The sequence below is a fragment of the Bradyrhizobium sp. RT6a genome (assembly GCF_040547675.1).
GTDB lineage: Bacteria > Pseudomonadota > Alphaproteobacteria > Rhizobiales > Xanthobacteraceae > Bradyrhizobium.
Genome location: NZ_JBEPQC010000004.1, coordinates 1 through 15,290, shown reverse-complemented (window position 1 = coordinate 15,290; position 15,290 = coordinate 1). Strand labels below are relative to the sequence as shown.

At 64.5% G+C, this 15,290-nt stretch carries 13 protein-coding genes; 1 reads left to right on the top strand and 12 read right to left on the bottom strand.

Annotated features, from left to right (window positions below):
• Window positions 1-211 precede the first annotated feature (211 nt).
• The 12 genes from ABIC03_RS21795 to ABIC03_RS21740 form a co-directional block, all read right to left on the bottom strand.
• Window positions 212-487: a DUF1488 family protein gene (locus ABIC03_RS21795; RefSeq protein ID WP_026233404.1), complete on the bottom strand. Its 276-nt coding sequence runs from the start codon at window positions 485-487 to the stop codon at window positions 212-214.
• 77 nt (window positions 488-564) lie between these two features.
• The gene (locus ABIC03_RS21790; RefSeq protein WP_354060934.1) at window positions 565-2,043 is read right to left on the bottom strand and encodes an AMP nucleosidase; all 1,479 of its coding nucleotides are present in this window, start codon (window positions 2,041-2,043) and stop codon (window positions 565-567) included.
• A gap of 177 nt (window positions 2,044-2,220) precedes the next feature.
• On the bottom strand, window positions 2,221-3,555 hold the full coding sequence (locus ABIC03_RS21785) for an HlyD family type I secretion periplasmic adaptor subunit (protein ID WP_354060932.1): 1,335 nt from the start codon (window positions 3,553-3,555) through the stop codon (window positions 2,221-2,223).
• Window positions 3,552-5,297, bottom strand: coding sequence for a type I secretion system permease/ATPase (locus tag ABIC03_RS21780; protein ID WP_354060930.1), 1,746 nt, complete (start codon window positions 5,295-5,297; stop codon window positions 3,552-3,554). Before ABIC03_RS21780 ends, ABIC03_RS21785 begins: the two co-directional genes overlap by 4 nt.
• 260 nt (window positions 5,298-5,557) lie before the next feature.
• Window positions 5,558-5,827: a GlsB/YeaQ/YmgE family stress response membrane protein gene (locus ABIC03_RS21775; protein ID WP_275170797.1), complete on the bottom strand. Its 270-nt coding sequence runs from the start codon at window positions 5,825-5,827 to the stop codon at window positions 5,558-5,560.
• A gap of 90 nt (window positions 5,828-5,917) precedes the next feature.
• On the bottom strand, window positions 5,918-6,895 hold the full coding sequence (locus ABIC03_RS21770) for an ABC transporter ATP-binding protein (RefSeq protein WP_354060928.1): 978 nt from the start codon (window positions 6,893-6,895) through the stop codon (window positions 5,918-5,920).
• Window positions 6,892-8,307: an amidase gene (locus ABIC03_RS21765; protein ID WP_354060926.1), complete on the bottom strand. Its 1,416-nt coding sequence runs from the start codon at window positions 8,305-8,307 to the stop codon at window positions 6,892-6,894. The genes ABIC03_RS21770 and ABIC03_RS21765 overlap by 4 nt, the downstream gene beginning before the upstream one ends.
• Window positions 8,304-8,501: a hypothetical protein gene (locus ABIC03_RS21760; RefSeq protein WP_354060924.1), complete on the bottom strand. Its 198-nt coding sequence runs from the start codon at window positions 8,499-8,501 to the stop codon at window positions 8,304-8,306. The genes ABIC03_RS21765 and ABIC03_RS21760 overlap by 4 nt, the downstream gene beginning before the upstream one ends.
• Window positions 8,498-9,559, bottom strand: a complete 1,062-nt coding sequence (locus ABIC03_RS21755) for an ABC transporter ATP-binding protein (RefSeq protein WP_354060922.1) — start codon at window positions 9,557-9,559, stop codon at window positions 8,498-8,500. The genes ABIC03_RS21760 and ABIC03_RS21755 overlap by 4 nt, the downstream gene beginning before the upstream one ends.
• Before the next feature lie 2 nt (window positions 9,560-9,561).
• Complete coding sequence (locus ABIC03_RS21750) at window positions 9,562-10,464, bottom strand: ABC transporter permease (RefSeq protein WP_354060920.1); 903 nt, start codon at window positions 10,462-10,464, stop codon at window positions 9,562-9,564.
• A gap of 2 nt (window positions 10,465-10,466) precedes the next feature.
• Complete coding sequence (locus ABIC03_RS21745) at window positions 10,467-11,420, bottom strand: ABC transporter permease (RefSeq protein WP_247362906.1); 954 nt, start codon at window positions 11,418-11,420, stop codon at window positions 10,467-10,469.
• A 194-nt stretch (window positions 11,421-11,614) separates the two neighbouring features.
• Entirely contained in the window at window positions 11,615-13,273 is a 1,659-nt protein-coding gene (locus ABIC03_RS21740) for an ABC transporter substrate-binding protein (RefSeq protein WP_354060918.1), read from the bottom strand.
• A 210-nt stretch (window positions 13,274-13,483) separates the two neighbouring features.
• Between ABIC03_RS21740 and ABIC03_RS21735 the strand changes: the two genes are divergently transcribed.
• The gene (locus tag ABIC03_RS21735; protein WP_354060916.1) at window positions 13,484-15,079 is read left to right on the top strand and encodes an ABC transporter substrate-binding protein; all 1,596 of its coding nucleotides are present in this window, start codon (window positions 13,484-13,486) and stop codon (window positions 15,077-15,079) included.
• The last annotated feature ends 211 nt before the right edge of the window (window positions 15,080-15,290 follow it).

The following is a 15,290-nucleotide window of genomic DNA, read 5'->3' as shown; positions in this document are numbered from 1 at the left end:
GACCTAACCTCTACGGGCCATCAATTCATAGTCGTATAACGTCTGGTTTCGCAGGTCTTAAGATTGCCGCGAAAAGGTTGCTTGGTTAGCGAATGCTTTAGAGGAATTGACGATCATCGAAAGGCCGCCAGCGGGAAGGTAAGCCCGGCAAGACTGGATCTTGACCAACTGACGAACTGCTCCGGGCATGACGACGAAGCCTGGAGCGGAATTACCGCTGCAAATGTCGCGTAAAGATCCGCACCACATGTCCCCTGACCCGCGGCGCCTCGTCGTAGAGGTCTGACGCAAGCCGCTCGATGGTCTCGCGCAGCGACAAGAACTGGGCCTGCCGCGCGCTGCTTTCGGTGCCCTGCATGCCCGCAAGCTCGTCCATCGCGGCGTCGCTGATCTGGCACTGCACGACCTCGCCGTCGTTCAGCATGGTGAAGCGAAAGGCAAGCCGTTCGAGATCATGGCCAATGATCCTGTCGCGCATGAGTGGCATTAAGTCGTCCCGGTCGCCCCCCGCGCCGAAAATGCCGAAAATCCCGCTGCTTGTCAGCAGCAAAGGCAAGCCTTCGCCTACTGGAACGCAACTTCGGCAAAACTGCGGAGCTTTCGCGAATGCAGCCGCTCGGATTCCTGCTGCTTGAGCCGTTCCAGCGCCTTCAGGCCGATCTCGAGATGCTGGCCGACACGGCGGCGGTAGAATTCGCTGGCCATGCCTGCGAGTTTGATCTCTCCGTGCAGAGGCTTGTCCGAGACGCACAGCAGCGTGCCGTAGGGGACGCGAAAGCGGTAGCCGTTGGCGGCAATCGCGGCCGATTCCATGTCGAGCGCAACCGCGCGCGAATGCGACAAGCGACGAATGACATCGGGCCCGCTGATCTCCCAATTGCGGTTGTCGACGCTCGCGACGGTGCCGGTCCGCATCAGGCGCTTGAGCTCGAACCCTTCGAGCCCGGTGACGTCCTCGACCGCCTCCTCGAGCGCGACCTGCATCTCCGCGAGCGCCGGGATCGGCACCCATAGCGGCAACTCACGATCGAGCACATGATCCTCGCGCACGTAGCCATGGGCGAGCACGTAGTCGCCGAGCCGCTGCGTGTTGCGCAGGCCCGCGCAATGGCCGAGCATCAGCCAGGCATGGGGCCGCAGCACGGCAACATGGTCGGTGACGTTACGCGCGTTGGACGGACCGGTGCCAATGTTGATCAGGGTGATGCCGCGATAGCCGGGCGCGACCAGATGGAAGGCTGGCATTTGCGGCGCGCGCGCGGGCGCAACGCCTGTCGTCGCGCCGCCGCTGCGCGTGATCACGTTGCCTGGAGCAACGAAAGCGTCGAGGCCGGCCTCGCCAGCCTGAAGCCGCTGCTGACAGAGCTGCGCGAAGGCGTCGACGTAGAACTGGTAGTTGGTGAAGATCACGAAGTTCTGGAAAAATTCGGGGTCGGTGCCCGTGTAGTGGTAGAGCCGGCGCAGTGAGTAGTCGACGCGGGCCGCCCGAAACAGGGACAGCGGTTCGGGCGCGCCGGGCTGAAGCTCGAAAGTGCCGTCGGCGATAGCATCGTCCATGGTGGCCAGATCAGGCACGTCGAACGCATCGCGCAGCGATCGTGTGACGGGCGAGTTCTCGCTGGTGGTGATGGCGGCTTCGATGTTGATGTCGCGGCGATAGGCGAAGTGAACGGGGATCGGTTCGCTGGACTCGCCGATTTCGACCGGGACGCCGTGGTTCTGGATCAACAGCCCGATCTGCTCGGTCAGATAGGTCCGGAACAGATCCGGACGCGTGACGCTGGTCTCGTGCACACCGGGTCGCGCGACGAAGCCGTAGGCGAGACGCGAATCCAGCCGCGCATGCGTCGCGGTGGTGACACGGACGAAGGGATAGAAGGCCCGCACCCGCGTCGTGATTGCCTCGCCGTTGACGTAAGCTTCGAACCGGTCACGCAGGAACTTCGTGTTGCGCTCGTAGATCTCTTCGAGGCGGGCGACGGCGAGGCCGGCGTTGGAGAAGGATTCGGTGACGACCGAGGGTGGGGATTGGATGGACTGCATTGTTCGACGCCGGGTTGCTGGGGCTGAATCGAACTATAGCAAGAAAACTAAAGCAAGAAAGAAGCCGCCCGTCATTGCGAGCGTAGCGAAGCGATCCAGAAATCTGGCCGCGGAGGCAACCTGGATTGCTTCGCTACGCTCGCAATGACGAAAGAGGCGAGGACGCGCCGTCGCGCGTCACTTCTCCCGGAACGCGCGCATGAACTGGTCGTGCAGCGGCTTCATCAGATAGGACAGCATGGTGCGGTCGCCGGTCTGAACGAAGGCTTCCGCCGGCATGCCGGGAATCAGCCTGGAGTCACCGAGCTTGGCGACCTCCTGTGCGGACAGCGAGACGCGGATGGTGTAGTAGCTCTGGCCGGTGCGCTGATCGGTGGTGACGTCGGGCGAGACGCGGCTGACGACGCCGTTGAGCTCCGGCGTGGTGCGCTGGTTGAAGGCGGACAGGCGCAGCAGCGTCTTCTGGCCGATCTGGAGCTTGTCGATATCGACCGGATTGACCTTGGCCTCGACCTGGAGATCGTCGGCCTGCGGCACGATCAGCATGAGGGCGTCGCCGGCGGTGATGACGCCACCAACGGTATGCACGGTCGATTGCAGCACCATGCCGTCCTGCGGCGCGCGGATGTCGACGCGGCGAAGCTGGTCCTCGGCGGCGACCTTGCGCTCGATCATTTCGCCGATCTTGTCGTTGGTCTCGCGCAGATCCTTGGAGACCTCGCTGACCATGTCCTTGTCGACCTGGATGATCTGGAGCTCAGTCTCGGTGATCTTGCCCTTGGCCTGCGCGCGCGAGGCGATGTATTGCGCGCGCTCGCCGTTGAGGCGGGCAGTATCGCGTTCGAGCGTGGTCAGGCGGGAGATCTGCACCAGGTGCTTGTCATAGAGATCCCGGACACCGACGAGTTCCTGCTGCACCAGCGAGATTTCCCTGTCTTTGGCTCTCTCCTGCGCGGAGAGGCCCTGGATCTCCTCGTTGAGTTGCTGGATGCGCTCGCGAAGCTGCGCCTTCTGGCCAGCGCGGCCGTTGACGCGCACGTCAAACAGCTTGGTTTCGGCATCGAGCAAAGTCTTGATGTCGTTTTCGTTGCCGCGATCGAGAAGCGATTGTGGGAATTCGACCTTGTCGAGACCACGCTGCTCGGCCTGAAGCCGCGCCGTGCGCGCCTGCGCGGCGTCGAGATTCTTGGTGACGATGGCGAGGTTGGCCTTGGTGACAGTGTCATCGAGCCGCACCACGATGTCGCCGGCCTTGACCACGTCGCCATCGCGCGCGCGCAGCTCGCCAACGACGCCGCCGGTCGGATGCTGCACTTTCTTGACGTTGGACTCGACCACGATCTGGCCCGGCGCGATCAGCGCGCCGGAGATCTGCACTGTCGACCCCCAGCCGCCGAGGCCGATCAGGAGGACCAGCACGATCCCAAGCCCGAGCATCAGGTGGAACCGGATCGACTGCCGTACGGTCCGCTTCGCGGCAGGCTTCGCGCCGCCGAGCGCCATCGTGCTCATGCCTTGGCTCCGCCTTCGCTGACGATCTTGATCGGGGCTGGCGGCGTCACGCGCGGCTGGAGCACCTGGGCGAGCACCTGTTCCTTGGGCCCGAAGGCCTGCATGCGACCGTCGCGCAGCACCAGGATCTGGTCGACCGCTTCGACTCCGATCGGGCGGTGCGCCACCACGATGACGATGGCGCCGCGCTCGCGCGACGCGCGGATGGCGCGGGTCAGCGCTTCGTCGCCTTCGGTATCGAGATTGGAATTGGGCTCGTCGAGCACGATCAGGAACGGGTTGCCATAGAGCGCGCGCGCCAGCGCCACCCGCTGCGCCTGGCCCGCGGAGAGCGCCGTGCCCTGCTCGCCGACCTGCGTGTTGTAGCCCTCGCGCATCTTGATGATCATCTCGTGCACGCCGGCTTCCTTGGCGGCCGCGATGATGCCGTCAGAGGTGGCCTCCGGGTCGAAACGGCTGATGTTCTGCGCGATGGTGCCGCCGAACAATTCGACGTCCTGCGGCAGATAGCCGATGTGGCGCCCGAGCATGTCCGACGACCATTGGTCGAGCGCCGCGCCGTCGAGCCGCACCTTGCCGCGGACCGGTTGCCAGACGCCGACCAGCGCACGAATCAGCGACGACTTGCCGGAGCCGCTCGGTCCGATCACGCCAAGGCCGTTGCCGGCTTCGAGCGCAAAGGTGACGTCCTGCACGATGAGGCGCTGGTCGCCCGGGGGCACCATGGCGATGCCTTCGACCGAGAGGCGGCTGGTGGGCGCCTGCAACTGGGTCGGCATCGTCTGCGCCGGCATCTGCTCCAGAAGGCGGGTCAGGCGGTGCCAGCTCTGGCGTGCCGCGACAAAGGATTTCCAGTGCGCGATCGCGAGGTCGACCGGCGCGAGCGCACGGGCCGAGAGGATCGAGCCGGCGATGATGATGCCGGCGGTCGCCTCCTGGTGGATGACGAGATAGGCACCAACCGCGAGCACGGCCGATTGCAGCATCATGCGCAGCACTTTTGCGACTGCGCCGAGACCGCCGGCGACGTCGCTCGCACGCTGGTTGCCGTCGAGATATTTTTCGTTGGCCTCGCTCCAGCGCGCGTTCATCCGCCCCGCCATGCCCATCGACACCATGACTTCCGCGTTGCGGCGGCTGGCCTGGGCGAGATCGTTGCGCTGGGCGGCAAGCCCCATCGCCTCGCGCGCCGGCTGGCGGGACATGAACTCGGTGACCAGCGTCAACCCGACCAGGATGACCGCGCCGACGAGCGCCGTGACGCCGATCATGACGTGGAAGGCGAAACAGATGGCGAGATACAGCGGCAGCCAGGGCAGGTCGAAAAACGCGCTCGGGCCCATGCCGCCGAGGAAGGAGCGGACATTGTCGAGATCGCGCAGCGGCTGAAGCCCCTCGTTGCGGCTGCCGACCAGCAGCGGCAGGCGCACGATGGTGTCGAACACCCGCTTGTTCAAGGCTTCGTCCAGCGCGGTGCCGACCCGGCCCAAGATCCGGTTGCGGATCATGTCCAGCACGCCCTGCGCCATGTAGAGGAAACTGGCGAGGACGATCAGGCCGACCAGGGTCGGAATGCTGCGGCTCGGCAGCACCCGGTCGTAGACCTCCAGCATGAAGATCGACCCGGTCAGATAGAGCAGGTTGATCATGCAGCTCATCAAGCCGACGCCGATAAAGGCCGTGCGACAGGCGCGCAGCGCATCACCGAGCTCTGAGCGGCGGACGCCGGGAACGGCTGCCATCAGTCTGATCTCTTTCGGGTAGGGGCCAAAGCCCCTGATTTCAAAGGCAAATTCAGGAGTAATTGACCCGGATTAACATCGCGTTTGCGCTCGTCGCCCAACGCAGTCGAATACCCGGGACCCCCATGGCCCACATCACCCCCGACCGGCCTTGCACGCAAGTCCGGAATCTCACGATCTTGCGGCTTTTTCTTGCAGACATGTCACCTCTCCCCGGGCGGGGAGAGGTCAAAAGTTCGATCAATCGAACTCGGGCGCCATTAAAACCGGCCGCCGCCGCGGACCAGCCGTACCACCAGCAGCAGAATGACCGCGCCGATCGCGGAATAGACGATCTCGGATATCAGCCCGGTGCCGATGCGAATGCCGAGCTTCGGAAACAGGAAGCTTGCCACCAGCGCGCCGGCGATGCCGACCACGATGTCGCCGATGATGCCGAACCCGGTTCCGCGCACCACCTTGCCGGCCAGCCAACCAGCGACGAGGCCGACGAACAGGATGACAAGCAGGCCTTCATTGGAAATGTACATAAGTGAGATCCCCTCTCCGTGAACGGTTCCATGGAAGCGGAACCGGGATGAACGAGGTGTGAATGCTGTTCCCCGCTTGCGGTCCAAATATCACGACAGCGCGGTGACCGGCTCCGCCAGCACGCACCGTGCCGCCCGGCCCGGCCCGACCTCCACATTCCCTGGCAGTTGCTCCAGACAGCGCGGCTGGGCTACGGCGCAGCGGGGCGCAAAGGAGCAGTTGTGCGGCCTCTCGCCAAGCGACGGCGGGGCGCCGGGGATGGTCTCGAGCCGCTGTCCCCGCTTGGCCCCGTGGACGGTCGAGGCGAGCAGGCCCTTGGCATAGGGATGCACCGGCGAACGGACGATGTCGCGAAGCGTGCCCTGCTCCACGATCTGGCCGGCATACATCACCGCGACCCGGTCGCAGATCTCGATGGCGACGCCGATGTCGTGGGTGACGAAGATGACGGACATGCCGAACTCGCGCTGCAGCTCGCGCAACAGCAGCAGGATCTGGATCTGCACGGTGGCATCGAGCGCCGTGGTCGGCTCGTCCGCGAGCAATATCTTGGGCCGACACGCGAGCGCCAGCGCGATCATCGCGCGCTGACGCATGCCGCCGGACATCTCATGCGGATAGGCATCGAGCCGGCGTTTTGCGGAAGGAATGCGCACGACCTCGAGCATTTCGAGTGCGCGCGCTCTGCCCTCCGCGTAAGACTTGCATTCGTGACGCACGACGCTTTCGGCGATCTGCGTCCCGATGGTGTAGACCGGATCGAGCGCAAGCGCAGGCTCCTGAAAGATCATCGACACCGTCTGGCCGCGGAACGACGACAGCTGCTCGTCGTTCATGGCCAGCACGTCGCGGCCCATGACGTTGACCTTGCCCGTGATCTGCGTGCGCTTCTTCGGCAACAGCCGCATCAGCGCACGCAAGGTCACGCTCTTGCCCGAGCCGGACTCTCCGAGCAGGCCCAGCACCTCGCCGTCGCCGAGCGAGAGGCTGAGATCGTTCACGGCATAGACCGTGCGCTCGCCGGTGAAGCGGATGTTGAGGCCTGAGATCTCGACGAGCTTGGTCATGACGGAAGCTTCGGCAGCCTGTCGTGGTAGTCGGTGGCCCGCTGGAATGCGGCACCGATGGTGAGCAAGGTCGCCTCATCGAACGAGCGGCCGATCAACTGCATGCCGATCGGAAGTCCGCTCTTGGTGAAGCCCGAGGGCACCGTGAGCGACGGCAGGCCGAGATAATTCACCGGGCGGGTGAACAGCGTCAGCCGCTGCAACAGCGCCGGCGCGTTCGGCCCGCCGCCGACGTCGCTCTCCTCGATCGTCGGCGCCGGCACCGGGGACGCCGGCGCGATAATCGCGTCGACACCTGATGTCGCAGCGTTGTGCGCGGCGAGCGCAGGTCCGCGCCAGCGCATCGCCTCGAGGTAGGTGATGGCGGGGACCGCGAGCCCGTTCTGAAGCCGCATCAACACCTGTGGGCCGTAATCCTGCGGCCGCTCGATCATCCAGCGCTTGTGGAAGGCGGCGGCTTCGGCTGCAAGCACGAGCTGGCTTGCCGAGGACAATTGCCGCTGGTCGGGCAGCTCGACCGTGACGATGTCGGCGCCCTCACGCTTGAGCACCGCGATGGTCTCGTCCAGCACGCGCGCGACCTCGCCGTCGAGATCGTCGACATAGAAGGACGAGGGGACGCCGATCTTGAGGCCCTTCAGCGAGCCCTTGGTCGCGCCGACATAGTCGGACAGCGGCTCACGGCTCGTGGTCGAATCCTCGGGATCAGGGCCGGCCATCAGCGCCAGCAGCAGCGCGCAATCCTCGGCGGTGCGGGCGAGCGGCCCGACCGTGTCGAGCGACTGCGACAGCGGCATCGCGCCGGCGCGGCTGACCCGGCCAACGGTGGTCTTCAATCCCGTCACGCCGCAGAAATGCGCGGGCATGCGGATCGAGCCGCCGGTGTCGGAGCCGAGCGCGGCATAGGTCAGTCGCGCCGCGACCGCCGAGCCCGAGCCCGACGACGAGCCGCCGGTGATGTGCGCCACGTTCCAGGGATTGCGAACCGGGCCGTAATGGGCGTTATGGCCGGTCGGGCCATAGGCGAATTCGGCGAGATGCAACGTGCCGAGCCGAACCTGGCCAGCGTCCTTCAGCCGCTGCAAGGCGGTGGAGGTGACGGTCGGAACGAAATCGCGGCGGATCAGCGAGCCGCAGGTCGCGACGTGGCCGGCGTCGTAGTACATGTCCTTGTGCGCGAGCGGCACGCCGTGCAGCGGACCGCGGACTTCGCCCTTGGCGAGTTCTGCGTCGGCAGCATCGGCGGCCTTCAGCGCCGCCTCTGCCTCAATCGACATGAAGGCGTTGAGATGCGGCTGCCACTGCGCGATACGATGCAGCAGCGCACGCGTCACCTCGTGCGAGGACACCTGCTTCATCGCGATCGCGCGCGCAACCTCGGAAAGCGTCCTCAATTCGGGCTCGGTGCTCATTTCAACAGCTTCGCAGTCTGCGCGATCGGATAGAGCGCGGGCTCGAGATCGAACGGCAACGTGCCGGCAATGGCCGCAAAGCCCTCGAAGGCCGGTCCGATGGAGTTGGAGATGCGCGTCGCAACCTCGTCGTCGACGGGAACACCGGCGACCTGTGCCGTCGCCTTGATCTCTTTTGTCGTCGGTCTCGTCATGCGGTTTCCTCCTTCGGCGCGCGGCTATGGCCTGAACCCGGGATCGCCATGTAGCACGCGGCCTCGTGGCCCATTCTATCGAGCGCGGTGAGTTTTGGTGTCGCATTTGCGCAGAGCGGCTCCGCAAACGGGCAACGGGTGTGGAAGCGGCAGCCCGAGGGCGGATCGATCGGATTGGGCGGATCGCCCGTGATCGGCGGCGTCTCGGTGCGGCGGTCCGGATCCGAGGACGGCATCGCAGCAAGAAGTGCGCGCGTATAGGGATGCGCCGGCTGGTCCCAGACCCGGTCGACCGGGCCGAGCTCGACGACCTCGCCGAGATACATCACCAGCACGCGATCACTGATGTAGCGCACGACGTTGAGATCATGGCTGATGAAGAGATAGGTCAGCCCGAACTCGCTCTTGAGATCGGCAAGCAAATTGAGCACCTGCGCCTCGACCGATTTGTCGAGCGCGGAGACCGCTTCATCGAGGATCACCAGCCGCGGCGACAGCGCCAGCGCACGCGCGATGTTGACGCGCTGGCGCTGGCCCCCCGAGATCTCATGGGGGTAGCGGTTGGCGAAATTTGCAGGAACCAGGCCCACTTTGCCCAGCAGCTCGCGCGCCAGCGCGCGCGCGGCGCCGTCGGCCATACCATGCACCTTTGGGCCGAAGGCGATCGATTCCTCGATGGTCAGGCGCGGATTGAGCGAGGCGTAGGAATCCTGGAACACCATCTGCATGCCGCGGCGCAGCTCGCGCAAGGAGAGCGACTGGCCGACGCTCATGCCGTCATAGATGATGTCGCCGGTGTCGCGCGGCATCAGATGCATGAGCAGCCGCGCGGTGGTCGACTTGCCGCAACCGGACTCGCCGACGATGCCGACGGTCTCGCCCTTGGCGACGGTGAACGAGACATTATCAACCGCACGCACGGTGCGCTTTGCGGCGAACAGGCCGCCACGAACCGGGAAATGCTTGGTCAGGCCGTTGACCTGAAGCAGCGGCTGCGCGACGCCGCCGCGGTCCTCGACCGGCTCCAGCATCGCGACGGAGACGTTGGTTTCGCTCATGGCTAGTTCCTGATGTCCATGGCGCTGCGCAGGCCGTCCGAGAGCAGGTTGAAGCAGATCGAGACCGCGAAGATCATCGCGCCGGGGAGCGCGGCGACCCAGGGGTTGACGTAGATCGCGGTGCGCAAGGTGTTCAGCATCAAACCCCATTCCGGCTCAGGCGGCTTGGTACCGAGGCCGAGGAAGGACAGGCCCGCCGCAAGGATCATCGAGACCGAGATCAGGCTGGTGGCATAGACAAAGATCGAACCGAGCACATTGCCCAGAATATGCACGCGCATGATCGTGAATGGACCGGCACCGGAGGCACGCGCGGCGTCGACGAAGTCCATGTTGCGCACGCCTGTCGTGACGCTTTCGGCGACGCGGGTGATCTGCGGCACGAACACGACGGTCAACGACACGATGGAATTGAGGATGCCCGCGCCCAGCGCGCCGGAGATCGCGATCGCCAGCAACACGGACGGAAAGGCGTAGAACACGTCGATCGTACGCATGATCGCGGTGTTGAGCTTGCCGCCGACATAGCCGGCAACGAGGCCGAGCGAGGTGCCGATGCAAAAGGCGAGGATCACAGGCAAGATGCCGATGAGGAGCGACAGCCGGCCGCCATAGATCAGTCGCGCCAGCATGTCGCGGCCAAGCTCGTCGGTGCCGAGCGGGTAGCCGGTTGTGCCGATGTGCCGAAGGCGGCGGATCATCGAGCCCTTGTAGGGATCTTCCAGACCGAGCCACGGCGCAACGATCGCGGACAGGAAGATCAGCAGCAGCACCAGCGCGCAGACCATGCTGACCTTGTCGCGCCGGATACGGCGGCCGACGGTCGCCCAATAGCCGCGCGCCTTCGTCGCGGGAGCGGACTGAAGCGCCGCATCGCTGGTGACAGACAACGGAAGCTCGCTCATCGCTAGCCCCGCTTGATGCGTGGGTCGATCGCGGCTTGCGCGATGTCGACCAGCAGATTGAGGAAGACGAAGAACAGCGCCAGGATCAGGATCGTGCCCTGGAGCAGCGGCAGGTCGCGCTGGAAGATCGCGGAATTGAGCAGAAAGCCCGAGCCCGGCCAGGAGAACACGGTCTCGATCAGGATCGAGCCGCCGAGCATGTACCCGAGTTGAAGTCCCATCACCGCGAGCGCGGTGGGCGCGGCGTTCTTGATGACGTGACGGAATACGCCGCGCTCATGCAGGCCTTTTGCACGCAGCGCCTCGACGAAATCCTGGCTGAGAATGTCGCCGGTCAGCGCGCGCACCGTGCGGGTGACGATGCCCATCGGAATCACGGAGGTCGTGATCGCCGGCAGCACGAGATACTGCAAATGCGCCCAGTCCCAAGCCCAGGCGGCCGAGCCGCCGGGTCCGGCGCCGACGGCGGGCAGCCAGTTCAGCTGAACCGAGAAGATGATGACGAGCACCATGCCAAGCCAGTAATGCGGCACCGAAACGCCGGCGATGGCAAAGGACGTCGCCAGCTTGTCGATCCAGGTCTCCCGGAAATAGCCGGCGATCAGTCCGAGCAGGACGCCCATGGTGAAGCCGATGATGGCCGCCGCAATCGCCAGCGTGACGGTGTTGCTGACCGCGCGCATGACCTCGGCCAGCACCGGGCGCCCGGTCGCAATGGAATTGCCGAGATCGCCATGAAGCGCACGGAGCAGCCAAAGCCCGAACTGCACCGGCAGCGGGCGGTCGAAACCGTAGGCGGTACGGAGCTGCGCGGCGAGCTCCTGCGAGGCGTCGGCCGGCAGCACGGCCACCAGCGGATCGCCCGGCGTAATGTGCACGAGCAGAAAACATACCAGCGCGACGCTGATGACGATCGGGACGACGTAGACGATGCGTCTGGCGATATAGGCGAGCACGTTGTTTCTTTTCTTCCCTTCTCGCCTTGCGGGAGAAGGTGGCGCGAAGCGCCGGATGAGGGGTTGTTTCCGCGAATGATACTGCGTCAGTTGAGAGGTCCGCATTCGCGGAGAGAGACCCCTCACCCGGCTTCGCCGAGGCGAAGCCACCCTCTCCCACAAGGGGAGAGGGTGCAGCGTGCGTGTGGCGCGAACTACTGCATCGACACCAGCGAGAAGTCGATGAACCAGCTCTTTGGCTGCACGACGCCTGTCACCTTCGGGCTGATGGCGCGGGGGCCGACGTCGTGGGCGACGTAGAGGAAGGCTGCATCGTCGACGGAGGCCGCGTGCAGTTCGGCGAGCGCGGCGTCACGGGCACCGGGATCGAAGGTCTGCCGCGCCTTCTTCACCAGTTCGTCGAACTTGGGGTTGTTGATGAAACCCCAATTGTTCGAGACCGGCGGGGCCATGCCCGATTGCAGGAAGCGCACCAGCGCGAAGAACGGATCCATCGCCGCGTAGGTGACGTTGGTCGCGTTCGAGCCGTTGGCGCTGGGATCCTTGGCACCGCGGCGCCAATTGGTGAACAGCGTATTCCACTCGATGACGTCGAGCTGCACGTCGAAATAGCATTCGGCGAGTGCCTGCTGGAGATATTCGTTCATCGGCAGCGGCTGCATCTGGCCCGAGCCGGAGGCCGAGGTCTGGGTTTTCACCGTCAACTTCTTGTTCGGGCCGAAGCCTGCCTCCTGCATCAGCTTCTGCGCAGCAGCCTTGTCGTACTTGATCTCGAAGGTCGGCTTTCCGCGCCAGGGGTGTCCAGGCTCGAAGGTGCCGGTCGCCGGCACCATCAGCCCCGCGAGCAGGCCGTCCTTGAGGCCCTCGCGATCGACGCAGAGGTTCGCGGCCTTGCGGACGCGGATGTCGTTCCAGGGCGAGCCCTCGACGCGCGAGAACTGCCACGGCCAGACATGCGGCTGCTCGTTGGCGTAGAGCTTGAAGCCGCGCTGCTTGAGCTCGGGCAACGCGTCCGGCGCCGGGGCTTCGACCCAATCAACCTGCCCGGAAAGCAGCGCTGCGGTGCGCGCATTTGCTTCCGGCATCGGCAAGAGCACCATCTTGTCGACCTTGGGCACGCGGTCCTTGTTCCAGTAGCTCGCATTCTTGACCAGCTCGAGCCGTTCGCGCGGGGTGAAGCCTGCCATCTTCCACGGGCCGGTGCCCGAAGCGTCCTTGGCGAACGCGGTCCAGGCAGCCTGCGATTTGGCTTTGGTGTCGGCGCCCTCCGCCTTGTCGTAGAAGGCCTGCCACTTCGCCGGGCTCGCCATGAAAAGGTTGGTGAGGTTGATCGGCAGGAAGCTGTCGGGCTCCTTGGTGGTGAGCTCGACCGTCATGTCGTCGATCTTCTTCGCGGACGCCAGCGTCGGCATGCGCGAGGCCGTGACGCCGACCTGGCTGGCGTCGAATTGCGGCGCGTCCTGCTTCAGCACCTTCTCGACATTCCACACCACCGCGTCTGCGTTGAACGGCGAACCGTCATGGAAGGTGACACCCGGCCGCAGCTTGAAAGTCCATTTTGTCTTGTCGGCATCGTCGACCTTCCACTCGGTGGCAAGGCCGGGGATCACCACGCTCGCCTTGTCGGCCGAGGACAGATCCCAGCCGGTGAGCGCGTCGTACATGGTGAGGCCGGTGAAGCGGTTGCCTTCAAAACCCTGATCGGGCTGACCCAGCGTGCGCGGAATATCGGCAGCGGTCATGGCGATGCGCAGCACGGTGTCGGCACTTGCGACGCGCGGCCACGCAGCCGCGCTGCCGAGCGCCAGCAACGCGATCAGCGCCGCGCGGGTCTTGTTTTTATTGATCAGCATTGCCTCAATCCTTTTTCCGGCTTCGATGACTAATTTTGATGCAAACGTATGCAATGGCTATGCCAATGGGGAAACTTTTTCTGCAAATTGCCCCTGCGACGACAAGTCCTTGTGATGAGCCTCGGCAAAAGCGCCTCGCTGCCTATTCTGGCATCAAGATTGCAGGTTTGGCTCCGATTATCCTTGAAGTCTTCCCTGGAGCTTTGGCCTATGCGTATCCGACTATCGACCTGTTTCGCCGTGCTTGCACTGGCGCTGTCCGCGATTCCGGCGGGCGCCGAAACGGTGCTGCGCTACGGCATCTCGATGGCGGACATCCCGCTGACCACCGGCCAGCCCGATCGCGGCGCCGGCGCCTACCAGTTCACGGCCTACACCATCTACGATCCGCTCGTGGCTTGGGAGATGGACGTCGCCGACCGCCCGGGAAAGCTGGTGCCGGGACTGGCCACAGAGTGGAAAGTCGATGACGAGAACAAGACCAAATGGCGCTTCACCTTGCGCAAGGGCGTGAAGTTTCACGACGGCAGCGAGTTCAACGCCGATGCCGTGATCTGGAATCTGGACAAGGTGCTCAACGACAAGGCGCCGCAATTCGACAAGCGCCAGAGCGCCCAGGTCAAGACCCGCCTGCCTTCGGTCGCGAGCTACGCCAAGATCGACGACTCCACGGTGGAGATCACCACCAAGACGGTCGATTCCTTCTTTCCCTATCAGATGTTGTGGTTCCTGGTGTCGAGCCCGACGCAATACGAAAAGCTCGGCAAGGATTGGGACAAGTTCGCCAGCCAGCCCTCAGGGACCGGCCCGTTCAAACTGACAAAGCTGGTGCCGCGCGAACTCGCCGAGCTCACCAAGAATCCGGATTATTGGAACAAGAAGCGCATTCCCAAAGTCGACAAGCTCGTGCTGGTGCCGATGCCGGAAGCGCTGACGCGCACAAATGCGCTGCTCGCCGGGCAAGTCGATCTGATCGAGACGCCGGCGCCGGATGCCGTGCCGCAGCTCAAGGCCGCCGGCATGAAACTCGTCGATAACGTCACGCCGCATGTCTGGAATTATCATCTGAGCGTGCTGCCGGGTTCGCCCTGGACCGACATCCGCCTGCGCAAGGCGCTGAACCTCGCCATCGATCGTGAGGCAGTCGTTGGACTGATGAATGGGCTTGCAAAACCCGCCAAGGGCCAGGTCGATCCGTCGAGCCCGTGGTTCGGCAAGCCGAGCTTCGAGCTGAAATACGACGTCGCCGCGGCGAAGAAGCTGGTCGAGGAAGCCGGTTACTCCAAGGCGAAGCCGCTGAAGGCGACCTTCATCATCGCACAGGGCGGCACCGGCCAGATGCTGTCGCTGCCGATGAACGAATTCTTGCAGCAGAGCTTCAAGGAGATCGGCATCGACATCGATTTCAAGGTCGTCGAGCTCGAGACACTCTATACGCACTGGCGCAAGGGCGCGGCCGACGAGATGAACGCCGGCATCACCGCCAACAACATCGCCTATGTCACCTCCGACCCGCTCTACGCCATCGTCCGCTTCTTCCATTCGAGCCAGATCGCGCCGGTCGGCGTCAACTGGGGCGGCTACAAGAACCCGAAGGTTGACGCGCTGATCGACGAGGCCAAGCAGACCTTCAACAGCACCAAGCAGGACGAGCTGCTGGCGCAGGCGCACGCGCTGATCGTCGACGACGCCACGCTGGTGTGGGTGGTGCACGACACCAACCCGCACGCGCTGTCGCCCAAGGTCAAGCAGTTCGTGCAGGCGCAGCACTGGTTCCAGGATCTCACGACGATCGGGGCGGAGTGAGGGCCGAGGCCGGCACTCAACTTCCGCAAACACCACCCTCGTCCTGGCGAAAGCCAGGACGACACCTCTTATTGAGGCGACGGCCTGCGAGTTCGAACACCGCTGTCGTGCCCGGCCAGAGTGCCCAATCGGCCAAAGGCCCGGCGCACACCCCGGGTTTTAAAAAATAAAAACCCCCCCCACAAAGAAACAACCCCCCAACCACCCCGCC